Source organism: Streptomyces sp. HNM0645 (assembly GCF_030056615.1).
In the GTDB taxonomy this organism is placed as follows: domain Bacteria; phylum Actinomycetota; class Actinomycetes; order Streptomycetales; family Streptomycetaceae; genus Streptomyces; species Streptomyces marianii.
The window spans coordinates 1-14,762 of sequence record NZ_JASHLT010000058.1; the positions used below are offsets into that span (position 1 = coordinate 1).

Annotated in this window: 9 protein-coding genes and 1 pseudogene; 3 read left to right on the forward strand and 7 right to left on the reverse strand. The window is 72.7% G+C overall.

Annotated elements, in window-relative coordinates; all coding sequences use genetic code 11:
* A pseudogene (locus QMZ92_RS30830) lies at positions 1-192 on the reverse strand (Tat pathway signal sequence domain protein); the annotation flags it as partial.
* A gap of 128 nt (positions 193-320) precedes the next feature.
* Here QMZ92_RS30830 and glgX point away from each other — a divergent pair.
* Both glgX and treY read left to right on the forward strand, forming a co-directional pair.
* Positions 321-2,441 carry a glycogen debranching protein GlgX gene (gene glgX / locus QMZ92_RS30835; RefSeq protein ID WP_283300860.1) on the forward strand — a complete coding sequence of 707 codons (2,121 nt, stop codon included), beginning with the start codon at positions 321-323 and terminating at the stop codon, positions 2,439-2,441.
* A gap of 146 nt (positions 2,442-2,587) precedes the next feature.
* Complete coding sequence (gene treY / locus QMZ92_RS30840; RefSeq protein WP_283300861.1) at positions 2,588-4,903, forward strand: malto-oligosyltrehalose synthase; 2,316 nt, start codon at positions 2,588-2,590, stop codon at positions 4,901-4,903.
* 183 nt (positions 4,904-5,086) lie between these two features.
* Here treY and QMZ92_RS30845 read toward each other — a convergent pair whose 3' ends face one another.
* From QMZ92_RS30845 to QMZ92_RS30870, 6 genes are all read right to left on the reverse strand, one after another.
* A complete protein-coding gene (locus tag QMZ92_RS30845) occupies positions 5,087-7,483 on the reverse strand; it encodes a glycoside hydrolase family 65 protein (protein WP_283300862.1) in 2,397 nt (798 codons plus the stop codon).
* Positions 7,480-8,223 carry an HAD family hydrolase gene (locus tag QMZ92_RS30850; protein ID WP_283300863.1) on the reverse strand — a complete coding sequence of 248 codons (744 nt, stop codon included), beginning with the start codon at positions 8,221-8,223 and terminating at the stop codon, positions 7,480-7,482. Before QMZ92_RS30850 ends, QMZ92_RS30845 begins: the two co-directional genes overlap by 4 nt.
* Positions 8,224-8,421: 198 nt before the next feature.
* Positions 8,422-9,873, reverse strand: coding sequence for a glucose-6-phosphate dehydrogenase (zwf, locus tag QMZ92_RS30855; protein ID WP_283300864.1), 1,452 nt, complete (start codon positions 9,871-9,873; stop codon positions 8,422-8,424).
* 3 nt (positions 9,874-9,876) lie between these two features.
* Entirely contained in the window at positions 9,877-10,908 is a 1,032-nt protein-coding gene (gene gnd / locus QMZ92_RS30860; protein WP_502962173.1) for a phosphogluconate dehydrogenase (NAD(+)-dependent, decarboxylating), read from the reverse strand.
* A 61-nt stretch (positions 10,909-10,969) separates the two neighbouring features.
* On the reverse strand, positions 10,970-13,036 hold the full coding sequence (tkt, locus tag QMZ92_RS30865; RefSeq protein ID WP_283300865.1) for a transketolase: 2,067 nt from the start codon (positions 13,034-13,036) through the stop codon (positions 10,970-10,972).
* 309 nt (positions 13,037-13,345) lie between these two features.
* Positions 13,346-14,212, reverse strand: a complete 867-nt coding sequence (locus QMZ92_RS30870) for a universal stress protein (RefSeq protein ID WP_283300867.1) — start codon at positions 14,210-14,212, stop codon at positions 13,346-13,348.
* A gap of 327 nt (positions 14,213-14,539) precedes the next feature.
* Here QMZ92_RS30870 and QMZ92_RS30875 point away from each other — a divergent pair, with 327 nt between their 5' ends.
* Positions 14,540-14,761 carry a hypothetical protein gene (locus QMZ92_RS30875; RefSeq protein ID WP_283300868.1) on the forward strand — a complete coding sequence of 74 codons (222 nt, stop codon included), beginning with the start codon at positions 14,540-14,542 and terminating at the stop codon, positions 14,759-14,761.
* The last annotated feature ends 1 nt before the right edge of the window (position 14,762 follow it).

The following is a 14,762-nucleotide window of genomic DNA, read 5'->3' on the forward strand; positions in this document are numbered from 1 at the left end:
GCCGGCCGCCGGGGCGGCGGCACCGCCCGGCGGCTCGGCTCCCGGGCCGCCGGCAGCGGCCGGAGCACCGGGGCCCGCCCGGGCTCCCGCCGGGTCCGGCAGGGTGACGGCGGCCATCGCGGCCGTGCCCGTCACCGCAATGGCGGCGCCTGCCACCAGCTTCCCCGGGTGGCGGCGCATCAATGTGCGCACTTTTCCCCCCTCGTACCCGTGGTCACCCGGTAGGACGGTGGTAAGTCCTAGGACGTTGCCCAACTTTCGGGGAGGATCTGGCCGAAGAGGTCCCCAGCACCCGGATCAGAAGTGGAAGAGTCTTATCTATGCAGGTCTGGCCGGGACAGGCGTATCCACTCGGTGCCACGTACGACGGCGCCGGCACCAATTTCGCGGTCTACTCAGAGGCCGCGCACCGAATCGAGCTGTGTCTGCTCCACGACGACGGCTCCGAGACCGCGGTCGAGCTCCGCGAGACCGACGCGTTCGTGCGCCACGCCTACCTGCCGGGCGTGATGCCCGGACAGCGCTACGGCTTCCGGGTGCACGGACCGTACGAGCCCGAGCACGGGCAGCGGTGCAACTCCGCGAAACTGCTCCTCGACCCGTACGCGCGGGCGATGAGCGGCCGTGTCGACTGGGGGGAGGCGGTCTACGGCTACCACTTCGGCAGACCGGACTCGCGCAACGATCTCGACTCCGCGCCGCACACGATGGCGTCGGTCGTCGTCAACCCGTACTTCGACTGGGGTGACGACCGCCCGCCGCGCACGGACTACCACCGCACCGTCATCTACGAGGCCCACGTCAAGGGCCTGACGATGCTGCACCCCGCGCTGCCGGAGGAACTGCGCGGGACGTACGCCGGGCTCGCCCATCCCGAGGTGATCTCGCACCTGACGGAACTGGGCATCACGGCACTGGAGTTGATGCCGGTGCACCAGTTCGTCAACGACCACCGGCTGGTCGACGCGGGCCTGAACAACTACTGGGGCTACAACACCATCGGGTTCTTCGCCCCGCACAACAGCTACGCGTCCTGGGGCGACCGGGGCCAGCAGGTCCTGGAGTTCAAGTCCGCGGTGCGGGCGCTGCACCAGGCGGGCATCGAGGTCATCCTCGACGTCGTCTACAACCACACCGCCGAGGGGAACCACCTCGGCCCGACGCTGTCGTTCCGCGGCATCGACAACGCCTCGTACTACCGGCTCACCGAGGACCGCCGGTACTACATGGACACGACCGGCACCGGCAACTCGATGCTGATGCGCTCTCCGCACGTCCTCCAGCTGATCATGGACTCGCTGCGGTACTGGGTCACCGAGATGCACGTCGACGGCTTCCGCTTCGACCTGGCGGCGACCCTCGCACGGCAGTTCCACGAGGTGGACCGGCTGTCGTCGTTCTTCGACCTGGTCCAGCAGGACCCGGTGGTCAGCCAGGTGAAGCTGATCGCCGAGCCGTGGGACGTCGGCGAGGGCGGCTACCAGGTGGGCAGGTTCCCACCGCTGTGGACGGAGTGGAACGGTATGTACCGGGACACGGTGCGGGACCTGTGGCGCGGGGAGCCGCGCACCCTCGCCGAGTTCGCGTCCCGGCTGACCGGCTCCTCCGACCTGTACCAGGACGACGGCCGGCGTCCGCTCGCCTCCGTCAACTTCGTCACCTGCCACGACGGTTTCACCCTGCACGACCTCGTCTCGTACAACGAGAAGCACAACGAGGCCAACGGGGAGGGCAACCGGGACGGGGAGAGCCACAACCGGTCCTGGAACTGCGGCGCGGAGGGGGAGACGGAGGACGGCGGGGTCCGGGAGCTGCGCAACCGCCAGATGCGCAACTTCATCGCGACCCTGATGCTGTCGCAGGGCGTACCGATGCTCAGCCACGGCGACGAGTTCGCCCGCACCCAGCAGGGCAACAACAACGCGTACTGCCAGGACAACGAGCTGTCCTGGGTACGCTGGCCGGAGTCGACCGCGGACCAGGACGGCACGCTGCTCGCGTTCACGCGTGCGATGGTGTGGCTGCGCCGCGACCACCAGGTGTTCCGGCGGCGGCGCTTCTTCCACGGCCGGCCGGTGGAGGGCACGCACGACGAGCTCTCCGACATCGCCTGGTTCACGCCGGAGGGCGGGGAGATGACGTCGCGGGACTGGCAGGCGGCCCATGCGAAGGCCCTCACGGTCTTCCTGAACGGCCACGCCATCTCGGAGCCGGGCCCGCGCGGCGAGCGGATCTCCGACGACTCGTTCCTGCTGATGTTCAACGCGAGCGACGACGACCTGGACTTCGCCGTACCGGTCGACCACGGCCGGCAGTGGCAGGTCGTGGTGGACACCGCACGGCCCGAGGGTGTCCCTCCGGGGCAGGGGCCGAAGGTCGACGCGGGCGAGCGGATCAGGATGATCAGCCGGAGTCTGACGGTACTGCGGCGGCCGGCGTAGTACCTGACGGGCGTGACGCGCCCCGGCCCCGGGTCGTCCCCGGGGCCGGGGCGCGTTCGCCGTATCAGGTGAACGTTCGGTCGGTGGCCGCCGCCGGTGCGGCGGCCGATGACACAGAGGGCCGCGATCCGGGTACGTACGTTCGCATGACGCCCACCGCCACGTACCGGCTCCAGTTGCAACCGGACTTCCCCTTCCGGGCCGCCGAGGAGGCGGTCCCCTACCTCGCCGGCCTCGGCGTCTCCCATCTGCACCTGTCCCCCGTCCTGGAGGCGGTGCCCGGCTCCCTGCACGGGTACGACGTCGTCGACCACGGCCGGGTGCGGGAGGAGCTCGGAGGCGAGGAGGGGCTGCGCGCGCTGGCCCGCACGGCACGCGGGCACGGTCTCGGACTGGTGATCGACATCGTGCCCAACCACATGGCCGCCGTCCCCCGGTACAACCGGGCCCTGAGGGAGGTCCTGCGGGAGGGCCCGGAGTCGCCGTTCGCCCGCTGGTTCGACATCGACTGGGACGCGGGCGGCGGGAAGGTGCTGATGCCGGTGCTGGGCGAGCGGCTGGGCGAGGAGCTCGGAGCACTGCGGGTGGAGGGGGGGACCCTCCACTACGGCGAGCACACGTTCCCGGTGCGGGAGGGCACGGAGGAGCTGCCGTTGCCGGAACTGCTGGACGCGCAGTGGTACCGGCTCGGCTGGTGGCGGCTGGCCCGCACCGAGCTCAACTACCGGCGGTTCTTCACCATCTCCGATCTGATCGGGGTCCGGGTGGAGGACCCCGAGGTGTTCGCCGCCACCCACGCCAAGATCCTGGAGCTGGTGCGGGACGGGGTGGTGGAGGGCCTGCGGATCGACCACCCGGACGGGCTCGCCGACCCGGAGGGCTATCTGCTGCGGCTGGACGAGGCTGCGGGCGGCTGCTGGACGGTCGTCGAGAAGATCCTCACCGGCGACGAGCGGCTGCCGGCGTCCTGGCCGGTCGCCGGCACCACCGGGTACGACGCGCTGTACCGGATCGACGGGCTGTTCACCGACCCGGACGGGGCCGGGGAACTGCTCCGGCAGTACCGGGACCACGCGGCCCCCGCCGGGGACCGCGGCGGCTACTGGGGGGCGACCGTGCGGCGTGCCGCCTACAAGGTGGTGACGCACGAGCTGGCGGCCGAGACCGAGGCCCTGGCCCGGCTGGCCGAGCGGGTCTGCGCGGCGGACACGGCGCTGCGCGACCACGCGCCGTGGGCGCTGCGCACCGCGATCCGCGAACTGCTGGTGCGCGTGCCCGTGTACCGCCCGTACCGCACCGGCGGCGAGTCGGTGGTGACGGCCGACGCGGCACTGCGGGCGAAGGCGGTGTTCGCGGTGGCCCGGGAGGGTGACGCCGTCGACGTGGTCCGCGACCTGGCGCTGGGCCGGCTCGGCGACGGCCCGGACCAGCGGGCGTTCCGGGCGCGGTTCGCGCAGACGTCGTCGGCGCTGCGGGCGAAGTCGGTGGAGGACACGGCCTTCTACCGCTACGTACCGCTGCTGTCGGCCAACGAGGTGGGCGGCGATCCCGGCCGGCCGGCGGTTGCCCCGGAGGAGTTCCACGCCTACTGCGCCCGGCTCGCCCGGGACTGGCCGGCCACCGGGACGGTGCTCTCCACGCACGACACCAAGCGCAGTGCGGACGTACGGGCGCGGATCGCGGTGCTGTCGGAGTGCCCGGAGCGGTGGGTGCGGCTGCTGACGAGCCTGGCCTGGGCTCCGGCACCGGACCGGCACTTCGCGTGGGTGGCGTGGCAGACGGCGTCCGGGTTCGGCTCCCCCTCCCCGGAGCGGCTCGGTCCGGCGCTGCTGAAGTCGGTGCGGGAGGCGGGGCTGCACACCGGCTGGACCGAGCCGGACGAGGGGTACGAGCAGGCCGTGGAGGAGTTCGTGGAGGCCGGGCCCGCGGGGCCGCCCATGCACCAGGTGGCCCTGTTCGCCCGGGAACTCGACCCGTACGTACGGGCCAACTCGCTCGGCGCGGCACTGGTGCACCTGACGATGCCCGGGGTGCCCGACCTGTACCAGGGCACGGAGGCCGAGTACGTCGCGCTGGTGGACCCGGACAACCGGCGGCCGTTCCGGGAGCGGGGCGAGGACCGGAAGACCGCGGTGACGAGGGCGGCGCTGGACGTGCGCCGGCGGCGCCCGGACGTCTTCGGCGAGTCGGGCACGTACGCCCCGCTGACGGCTCTGGGGCCCGCGGCCGGGCACTGCCTGGCGTTCTCCCGCTCGGGCGAGGTGATCACGGCGGTGACCCGGCTGGCGCTGCGGCTGGAGGAGTCGGGCGGCTGGCGGGACAGCGCGCTGCCCCTGCCGGCCGGGCGGTGGACGGATCTGCTGTCCCCCGGCCGGGAGTTCACGGGTGGCGGTCCCGTGCCGCTGGCGGAGCTCTTCGCCACTGGCCCGGTCGTGCTGCTGGAGCGCACGGCGGACGGCTGAGCGGCGGAAGGCTGAGCGGCGGACGCGCCTTGGGCCGGACCCGGGGTCCGTACGGGCTCGGGTGGGGTGCGGCCGGCCGCACCCCCCCCGAGCCCGCCGGGCGCGGTCCGCCCCGGTGGGCGAGGACCTCGGTCCCGGCGATCTCCGGGCGCACCCGGGCGCAGCGGCGGACGGACGACGGGGTCAGCCGTCCGCGCACTCGTCGGCGGCGGGCCCGGCGAACGCGCGGTCCGCCGGGCGGCGGCCTTTGGGCTGCTGCGGCTCGGGGAGCACCGGCACCGGCGGAACGGGACGCTCCGTGGGACTGCCCGCGGAGAGCTCGACCGGCTTGCCGTGGTGCAGGATCTGCAGCGGGTCCCCGTCCTCCAGGGTGTAGCGGACCGCCTGGGGACGGATGTCCACCCGCAGTCGGCGCCCCCGAATCAGCACGGTGAACTTCAGGCCGGTCAGCTTCTCCGGCAGCCGGGGGGCGAAGCCCAGCCGGCGCACCCCCTGCTCGTCCTGGTGCTGGCGCATGCCGCCGAGGCCGGCGACCAGGGCCATCCAGGTGCCGGCGAGCGAGGCGATGTGCAGCCCGTCACGGGTGTTGTGCTCCAGGTTCTCCAGGTCCATCAGGGCCGCCTCGCCGAGATAGGCGTAGGCGAGCCGCATGTGCCCGGTCTCGGCGGCCATGACGGCCTGGCAGCACGCCGAGAGCGACGAGTCCCGTACCGTCAGCGCCTCGTAGTACTCGAAGTTGCGGGCCTTCTCCTTGGCCGTGAAGTCGTCCGGGCAGGTCACCATGGCGAGGACCAGGTCGGCCTGCTTGACGACCTGCTTGCGGTAGAGGTCGAAGTAGGGGAAGTGCAGCAGCAGCGGGTACCGGTCGGGAGAGGTGTTCGCGAAGTCCCAGTGCTGGAACGTGGTGAACCCCGCCGACTGCTCGTGCACGCCGAGGGCCTCGTTGTACGGTACGGCCGTCCGGGCGGCTGCGTCCCGCCAGGCCGCGGTCTCCTCGTCGCCGACGCCCAGTTGCTCGGCCTGGTCGGCGTGCCGGGCCGCCGCCTCCGCCGCGGCCAGCAGGTTCCACCGCGCCATCAGGTTGGTGTACAGGTTGTCGCGGGCGATGGCGCTGTACTCGTCCGGGCCGGTCACCCCGTCGATGTGGAAGACGCCGTCCGGGTCGTGGTGGCCGAGCGAGTGCCACAGCCGTGCCGTGTGCACCAGGAGCTCGAGTCCCGGCCCGCGCTCGAACTCCTCGTCCCCGGTGGCCGCCACGTACCGCGCCACGGCTCGCGCGATGTCCGCGTTGACGTGGAAGGCGGCCGTGCCGGCGGGCCAGTAGGCGGAGCACTCGGCGCCGCTGATGGTCCGCCACGGGAACGCCGCCCCGGCCAGCCCGAGCTGGTGGGCCCGGTCCCGTGCCGCGCGCAGGGTCGCGTGCCGCCAGCGCAGCACCGGGGCGACGGCCCGGGGCGCCGTGAAGGTCAGCATCGGGAGGACGAAGGACTCCACGTCCCAGAACGAGTGCCCGTCGTAGCCCGTACCGGTCAGCCCCTTGGCGGGAATGGCCCGTTCCTCGCTGCGGGCCGCCGCCTGGAGCACGTGGAACAGCGAGAAGCGCACGGCCTGCTGGATCTGCGCGTCGCCCTGCACTTCGACGTCGGCGCACGACCAGAAGTGGTCCAGGAACGCCCTCTGCTCCGCGAGCAGCCCCTCCCAGCCCGTGCTGCGGGCGGCGGCGACGGCCGCGTCGGCCTGGTCGTGCATGGCCGGCAGCGACCTCTCGGCCGACCACCCGTACCCGACGAACTTCACCAGCCGCAGCTTCTCCCCCCGCTTCAGCGTGGCGGTGACGGTGAGCCGGCTGACGTCCGGCTCGCTCTCCGCGGACCAGGCCGTCCCCTCCGGGCCCTCCACGAGGTGGTCGGCCGCGGCCGCCACCCGCTGGCCGCTGCGCCGGGTGCGGTGGACCAGCCGCAGCCCGGTGTCCCGGGCGAAGTGCTCCTCCGGCTCCAGTGGCGCGTCGACGGCGGCGGCGACGCGCGGGTCGCCGGGTTCGCGGGGCATCTGCTCATTGGCGACCAGCTCGGACTGGACCGCCGCGTGGACGGGCCCGTCCAGCGGCTCGACCTCGTAGGCGATCGCCGCGATAGCACGCTGGGTGAACGACACCAGCCGCTCGGAGGTGATGCGCACGGAGCGCCCGCCCGGCGAGGTCCACTCCACCGTGCGGCGCAGGACTCCGGTGCGGAAGTCCAGTACCCGCTCATGGGAGTCGAGTTCGCCGTAGCGCAGGTCGAAGGGGTGGTCGTCCACGAGCAGCCTGACGATCTTGCCGTCGGTGATGTTGATCATGGTCTCGCCGGACTCCGGATAGCCGTATCCGGCCTCGGCGTACGGCAGCGGATGGAGTTCGTGGACACCGTTGAGGTAGGAGCCGGGCAGCCCGTGCGGCTCGCCCTCGTCGAGGTTGCCGCGCCAGCCGATGTGGCCGTTGGCGAGGGCGAAGACGGACTCGCTCTGGGCGAGGACGCCGAGGTCGAGCCCGGTCTCGCGCAGACACCACGGTTCGACCGTGTAGCCGGAGTGGGTGATCATCGTGACTCCATCAGTTCGGCCAGGTCCTCCACCACGACGTCCGCCCCGTGCCGCCGCAGCTCCGCGGCCTGTCCGGTGCGGTCGACGCCCACGACGAGGCCGAAGCTCCCCGCCCGGCCGGCCTCCACCCCGGCGAGGGCGTCCTCGAACACGGCTGCGGCCCCCGGCGCCACGCCGAGGGCGCGGGCCGCGGCCAGATAGGTGTCGGGCGCCGGCTTGCCGTGGAGCCCCTGCTCGCGGGCGACGATCCCGTCGACGCGTTCGTCGAACAGGTCCTCGATGCCGGCGGCGGCGAGCACGTCCCGGCAGTTGGCGCTCGAGGAGACGACGGCCGTACGGAACCCGGCGCGGCGGACGGCGTGCAGATAGGCGACGGAGCCCTCGTAGGCCTCCACGCCGTCCTCGCGGATCCGGCGGAGCACCAGCTCGTTCTTGCGGGTGCCCAGGCCGCCCACCGTCTCGCGCTCCGGCGGGTCGTCGGGCGCCCCCTCGGGCAGCTCCACGCCGCGGGAGGCGAGGAAGGTGCGGACGCCGTCCTCGCGGGGGCGGCCGTCGACGTACTCGTCGTAGTCGCGGACGGCGTCGAACGGCACGAAGGCGGCTCCTTCGCGTTCGGCCCGCCGGCGCAGGAAGTCGTCGAACATCTCCTTCCAGGCGGCGGCGTGGACCTTCGCCGTGCGGGTGAGGACGCCGTCGAGGTCGAACAGACAGGTGTGCACGTGATCGGGAAGCCCCAGCATGGGGTCGAGGCTAGGAGGCGCCGGCGGCCGTCGGGGGCGGCAGCGGACTCCCGCCGCACCGCGCGTACCCCGTGGGGATGACGTGCCGGGTGCCATCCGGAGCAGCCCGCCGCCGGGTACCCGCCGGCACCTCCATCCGGAGGGGTCCGCGCCCCGGAGGGGGCGCGGACCTTTCCGGACCGTCGGCTTCCGGGCACGTCATCGGCCGCCCGGCAGGCTCCAGCGGTACGGCGCGATGAGGCGGTCGATGCTCTCCGGCCCCCAGGAGCCGGGGGCGTAGGGCTCCACCGGCGGCGGGTTCTCCAGCAGCGGGGTGGACACCTCCCAGAGCCGTTCGATGCCGTCGGAACGGGTGAACAGGGACTGGTCGCCGAGCATCGCGTCCAGGATGAGGCGTTCGTACCCTTCGAGCGCGTACATCGTGTTGAACGACTCGGCGTAGCTGAAGACCATCTCCGCATCGCTCAGGCGCATCGCGGGCCCGGGGTCCTTCACCAGGAAGCGGGCCGCGATCGTGCCCGGGTCGTCGAAGTCGATCACCAGCTCGTTGGTGCGGGTGCACTGGCGTGCGGTCAGCGGGAACATCCGCAGGGCGGGCTCCCGGAAGCCGAGGGTCACGACGTGCCGCCCCTCCCCCAGCGACTTGCCGGAGCGCAGGTAGAACGGCACACCCGCCCAGCGCCAGTTGTCGAGTTCGACGCGCAGCGCGACGAAGGTCTCGGTGTCCGAGCGGGGGTCGACGCCGGGCTCCTCGCGGTAGCCCTCGTACTGCCCGCGCACCACGTGTGCCGGGTCCAGCGACCGCATGGACTGGAAGACCTTCTCCTTCTCGTCCCGCAGGGGCTTGGCGGCGAGCGCGGTCGGCGGTTCCATCGCCACGAAGCCCAGCAGCTGGAAGAGATGGGTGACGATCATGTCGCGGAAGGTGCCGGTCCCCTCGAAGAACTGGGCGCGGCCCTCGATGCCGATCCTCTCCGGCACGTCGATCTGCACATGGCTGATGTGGTCGCGGTTCCACACCGGCTCCAGCAGGCCGTTGGCGAACCTCAGCGCCAGGATGTTGTCGACCGACTCCTTGCCGAGGAAGTGGTCGATGCGGAAGACCCGCGACTCGTCGAAGACGGAGTGGATGGTCGCGTTGAGGGCCCGCGCGGAGGGCAGGTCCGTGCCGAACGGCTTCTCCACGATGACGCGCGCGCCGTCGGCGAGGCCCGTCGCACCGAGCATCTCGATGACGGAGGCGAACGCCTTCGGCGGCACGGCGAGGTGGAACAGCCGGCGGGGGCCGCCGCCCACGGCCTGCTCGGCGTCGCGCACGGCCTCCAGCAGCGGCCCCGGGTCCTCGGGGTCGGCGGCCCCGAAGGACAGCGACTCCTCGAACCTCCGCCATTCCCCGCCCTCGGGCCCGGACCTTCCGAACTCGGCGACCGACTCCCGGGCCCTCTTGCGGAACTCGTCGTCGCTGAGCGCCGCCCGGGCGGGCGCGGAGCCGACGATCCGGTAGCGGTCGGGCAGCAGTCCGGCCTTCGCCAGGTGGAAGAGCCCCGGCAGCAGTTTGCGCCGTGCGAGGTCGCCGGTGGCCCCGAACAGCACGATGACGTGGTCGTCCGGTACGGCACCGGGGTGCTCCGCGCGGTTTCCTCCGGTCACGGTTCACCCCGCCTTCTCGGCGTGCCCGCCGAACTCGCCGCGCATCGCGGACAGCACCTTGTCGGTGAACTGCCCCAGCCCGCGCGATTCGTAGCGCTCGATGAGCGCGTTGGTGATGACGGGCGCCGGCACGCTCTCGTCGACCGCCGCCAGGACCGTCCAGCGGCCCTCACCGGAGTCGGAGACCCGCCCGGAGTACGCGTCGAGCTCGGGCGAGCGGGCGAGCGCGTCGGCGACGAGGTCGACCAGCCAGGACCCGACGACCGAGCCGCGCCGCCACACCTCTGCGACCTCGGCCACGTCGATCTCGTACCGGTACGCCTCCGGCTCGCGCAGCGGCGCGGTCTCGGCGTCGACCGTGCGCGAACGCAGGCCCGCGTCGGCGTGCTTGATGATGCTGAGCCCTTCGCCGATGGCCGCCATCATCCCGTACTCGACACCGTTGTGGACCATCTTCACGAAGTGGCCGGCCCCGCTGGGTCCGCAGTGCAGATAGCCCTCCGGTGCGGTCCCGCCGGAACGGGTCCGGCCGGGTGTGGGGGCGGCGTCGCCGACGCCCGGGGCGATGGTGCGGAAGACCGGGCCGAGGCGCTCAACCGGCTCGTCCTCGCCGCCGATCATCAGGCAGTAGCCGCGTTCGAGGCCCCACACCCCGCCGGAGGTGCCGCAGTCCACGTAGTGGATGCCGCTGGGGGCGAGCTGCCGTGCACGGGTGATGTCGTCGCGGTAGTACGAGTTGCCACCGTCGATGACGGTGTCGTCAGCCGCCAGCAGGGCCGCCAGCTGGTCGAGCGTGGACTGTACGACACCGGCGGGCAGCATCAGCCAGACGTTCCTCGGCTGTTCCAGCCTGTCGACGAGGTCGTGGAGCGAGGAGGCGGCCGTCGCCCCCTCCTTCTCCATCTCCTTCACGGCGTCGGTGTCCAGGTCGTACACGACGCAGCGGTGGCCGTCGCGCATCAGCCGGCGCACGAGGTTGGCGCCCATCCGGCCGAGTCCGACCATGCCGAGTTGCATGGGTGTGTCCGTGGTCATGGTCGATCTCCCCGTTCTCGGTGAGTGCGGACGGTCTGCGGGACTGCTCGGCGACGGCCCTTCACGGCGCAGCCTCCCGGCCGGCCGCCAGCAACCCGCGAGCGGTCTCGGCCACCCGCTGGGCGGTGAACCCGAACTTGCCGAGCAGCTGTTTCAGGGGCGCCGAGGCGCCGAACGTGTGCATGCCGACGAGGGCACCCCGGTCGCCGACGTACCGGTCCCAGCCGAACGTGGACGCCTGCTCGACACCCACCCGGGCGGTCACGGACGGCGGCAGCACCTCGTCCCGGTACGCCTGCGGCTGACGGTCGAACAGCTCCCAGCACGGCATGCTGACCACCCGCGCGCCGATGCCCTCGGCCGCGAGCTCGTCCCGCGCCGCCAGGGCCAGGGACACCTCGGACCCGGTGGCGAGCAGGATCACCTGCGGCGCGCCGGAGGGCGCGTCGGCCAGGACGTACGCTCCGCGCGCGACGCCCGACGCGGCCCCGAGCCGGGAGCGGTCGAGCGTGGGGAGCGCCTGGCGGGAGAGCACCAGCGCCGCCGGCTCGTGGCGCAGCGCGGCGACGTACCGCCAGGTCTCGGTGACCTCGCCGGCGTCCGCGGGGCGGAACACCAGCAGCCCCGGCAGCGCCCGCAGTCCCGCGAGCTGCTCGACCGGCTGGTGGGTCGGTCCGTCCTCGCCGACGCCGATGGAGTCGTGGGTGAAGATGTGCACGACGGGCAGCTCCATCAGCGCCGACAGCCGGATGGCGCCCTTGGCGTAGTCGGAGAAGATGAGGAAGCCGGACCAGTAGGGCCGCAGCTTCGTCAGGGCCATCCCGTTCGAGATGGCGGCGGCCGCGTGCTCGCGGATACCGAAGTGCAGATTGCGTCCGCCCGGCTCGTCGGGTTGCTGGTCCCCCGCACCGTCGAACGTGAGCCTGGTCTTCGTGGACGGGGCCAGGTCGGCCGAGCCGCCGAGGAGCCAGGGGATGTTCCGGGCCAGGTCGTTCAGCACCCGGCCCGAGGAGTCCCGGGTGGCGAGGCCCTTGGGGTCCGGAGGGAACTCGGGGAGCGCCCGGTCCCAGCCGTCGGGGAGTTCGCGGCGCTGGATGCGCTCCAGTTCGTCGGCCTCGGCCGGCCAGGCGGCGCGGTAGTCCTCGAACCGCTTCTCCCATGCGGCACGCAGTTCGGCGCCGCGGGTGCCGATGCCCTGGGCGAACCGTTCCCGCACCGCGTCGGGCACCCAGAACTCCTCGTCCTCGGGCAGGCCGAGGAAGCGCTTGGTCGCGCGGACACCGTCGGGGCCGAGCGGTGAGCCGTGGGCCTTCGGGGAGTCCTCGACGGGCGAGCCGTAGCCGATGTGGCTGTGCACCAGCACCAGGGTGGGGCGTTCGGTCTCGGCCCGGAAGTCGTGGAAGGCCCGGGCGACGGCGTCGAGGTCGTTGGCGTCGGCGACGGTGGTCACGTTCCAGCCGTACGCGAGGAACCGGGCCGCGACGTCCTCGGTGAAGGCGATGTCGGTGTGGCCCTCGATGGTGACCCGGTTCGAGTCGTAGATCCAGCACAGATTGGCCAGCCGCTGGTGGCCGGCGAACGAGGCCGCCTCGGAGGCGATGCCCTCCATCATGCAGCCGTCACCGGCGAGGGCGTACACGTCGAAGTCGAAGAGCGGGAAGTCCTCGCGGTTGTACGCGGCACCGAGCCACCGGCCGGCGAGCGCCATGCCGACGGACGTGGCGACGCCCTGGCCGAGCGGGCCGGTCGTGGTCTCCACCCCGCTGGTCCAGCGGTACTCGGGGTGGCCCGGGCAGCGGGAGTCGAGCTGGCGGAAGGACTTCAGGTCCTGCATGGTGACCGCCGGACGGCCCAGCACCTCGTAGTCCGGGTCGACGGCGTGGACCCCGGCCAGATGCAGCAGGGACCACAGCAACGTCGAGGCGTGGCCCTCGGACAGCACGAAGCGGTCGCGGTTGGGCCAGACCGGGTCCCGGGGGTCGTACCTCAGGAACCGCTGCCAGAGCGTGTACGCGACGGGGGCCATGCCCATCGGTGTGCCGGGGTGCCCGGACTCGGCGCGCTGGACGGCGTCCATGCACAGACCACGGATGGTGTTCACCGACAGGGTGTCCGGATCGTCGGTCATGAGCCTTCCCCGTTCTCGGCGTGCTCGGCGTGCTCGGCGTGCTGTTCTCCACCTGGACGGACAGGGGGTCCGCAGGCCCGGCGGGTCGGGGTTCTTCTCCCATCGTGTCCACGGCGCCCGCGGGCGGGCCTCACCCACGCCGGGTGAAATGCGGGAGCCGTGGCCGAGGTGCCCGGGACGGAGGGCGTGTCCCGGGCGTGGGCCGCTGGGACGGACGGCGTGTCCGGAGCGGGCGGGGCCACGGACGGATACCCCTCCCCGGTGCCGGGGTGCCCGGCACGGGCGTCCGCCGCCGGACGCACCGGTATGTCAGCCGTGCGGGACCACGGCCACCGGGCAGGCCGCGTGGTGGATGACGGCGTGGGTGATCGAGCCGATGTGCGAACCGGCGGCCGCCCGGCGCCGGCCGACGACCACCAGACGGGCGTCGGCGGCGGCCTCCACGAGCTGTCCGGCGGGCCGTCCGGGAGCCGACTCCTCCGTCACCTTCACGGTGGGGAACTTGTCGCGGAACGGACGTACGGCCTGGGCGAGCGCCGACGCCGTCTCGGACTGCACGCCCGCGTCCTCGTCGCCGGCGGCCCGGTGCCGGTGGAAGAACGGGGCGTTCCAGCCGTGCATCACGTGGAGCGGGACATCGCGCCGTGCCGCGTGGTCGAAGGCGAACTCCATCAGCTCGTCGGAGGCGTCCGTCACGTCGAGGCCGAGGACCACCCTGCGCCGGGCGCCGGCGGGCGAGCCGTGCGGGTCCTCGCGGTAGTCCGGCCGTACCAGCACCACCGGCTCCTTGGCACCGGCGACGACCTCCTGCCCCACGGAACCGATGATGAAGCCCCCCACACTGCCGAGTCCGTGCGACCCGACGACCAGCTCATCGGCCCGGGACGCCGCCTCCAGCAGGACGCTCGTGGGCGAGTCCTCGATCTCCTCGGCGGTCATCACGAGCTCCGGCCTGCGGGACCGTACGCGCTCCTCCATCGCGCCGAGGACGCCTTCTGCCTGGCCGGCCCGGTCCTCGTGGGACATCCGCACGGCCTGCAACTGGTGCTCGATCCACCGGGTCGCGTACACCAGCCGCAGTGCTGCGCCGCGCAGCGCGGCCTCGTCGGCGGCCCAGTCCACGGCCGCGAGACTTCCGTCGGAGCCGTCCACTCCCACGACGATGGGTCGGGACATGCCGTCCTCCTTGCCTCGGGCTCTTGCGAAGGGCCGGGCCCGGTGGGTGCGGCCGTCGACGCGAGAGGACACCTGATCAAGAAAGTACCGACTCCGGAGGAACGGCGCGATTCAGGGGATGACGGACAGTGACGGGGCGCATCGGCCCGCACGCGCGCGGGCCGGCACCGGCCGTGTCCCTCTCGCTGTCCGTGCACGGGCAGATCCGCGACGACCCGTGCGAGGACTCCGGCGGCAACGGTGTGCGCCGGTGTGTCACGCGTGACGACCGCTCCGGCACCCACCACCGCCCCGGGCGCCGACGTTCACCCCTGCGAGGACGGTCACATGAGCGCCGAGCCACACGTCGGACCCGACGGCGACGGGACCCAGGTCGTGGCCCTGGTCCCGGATGCGACGGCCCCCGTCCGCATGGCGATGGTCACCGCTGTTCATCACGGTGTACGGCCCGGTCAGGGCGTGGTCCCCGATCGTGGCCGAGGCGGGGCGGTGATGTTCACGCCCCGGTTGACGAAGGCCTCGGCCCCGATCCTGATGTTGTGCGGATAGT

Coding starts and splice junctions, on each gene's coding strand:
- glgX (WP_283300860.1), top strand. CDS start 321: ATGCAGGTCTGGCCGGGACAGGCGTATCCACTCGGTGCCACGTACGAC.
- treY (WP_283300861.1), top strand. CDS start 2,588: ATGACGCCCACCGCCACGTACCGGCTCCAGTTGCAACCGGACTTCCCC.
- QMZ92_RS30845 (WP_283300862.1), bottom strand. CDS start 7,483: ATGATCACCCACTCCGGCTACACGGTCGAACCGTGGTGTCTGCGCGAG.
- QMZ92_RS30850 (WP_283300863.1), bottom strand. CDS start 8,223: ATGCTGGGGCTTCCCGATCACGTGCACACCTGTCTGTTCGACCTCGAC.
- gnd (WP_502962173.1), bottom strand. CDS start 10,908: ATGACCACGGACACACCCATGCAACTCGGCATGGTCGGACTCGGCCGG.
- tkt (WP_283300865.1), bottom strand. CDS start 13,036: ATGACCGACGATCCGGACACCCTGTCGGTGAACACCATCCGTGGTCTG.
- QMZ92_RS30870 (WP_283300867.1), bottom strand. CDS start 14,212: ATGTCCCGACCCATCGTCGTGGGAGTGGACGGCTCCGACGGAAGTCTC.
- QMZ92_RS30875 (WP_283300868.1), top strand. CDS start 14,540: ATGAGCGCCGAGCCACACGTCGGACCCGACGGCGACGGGACCCAGGTC.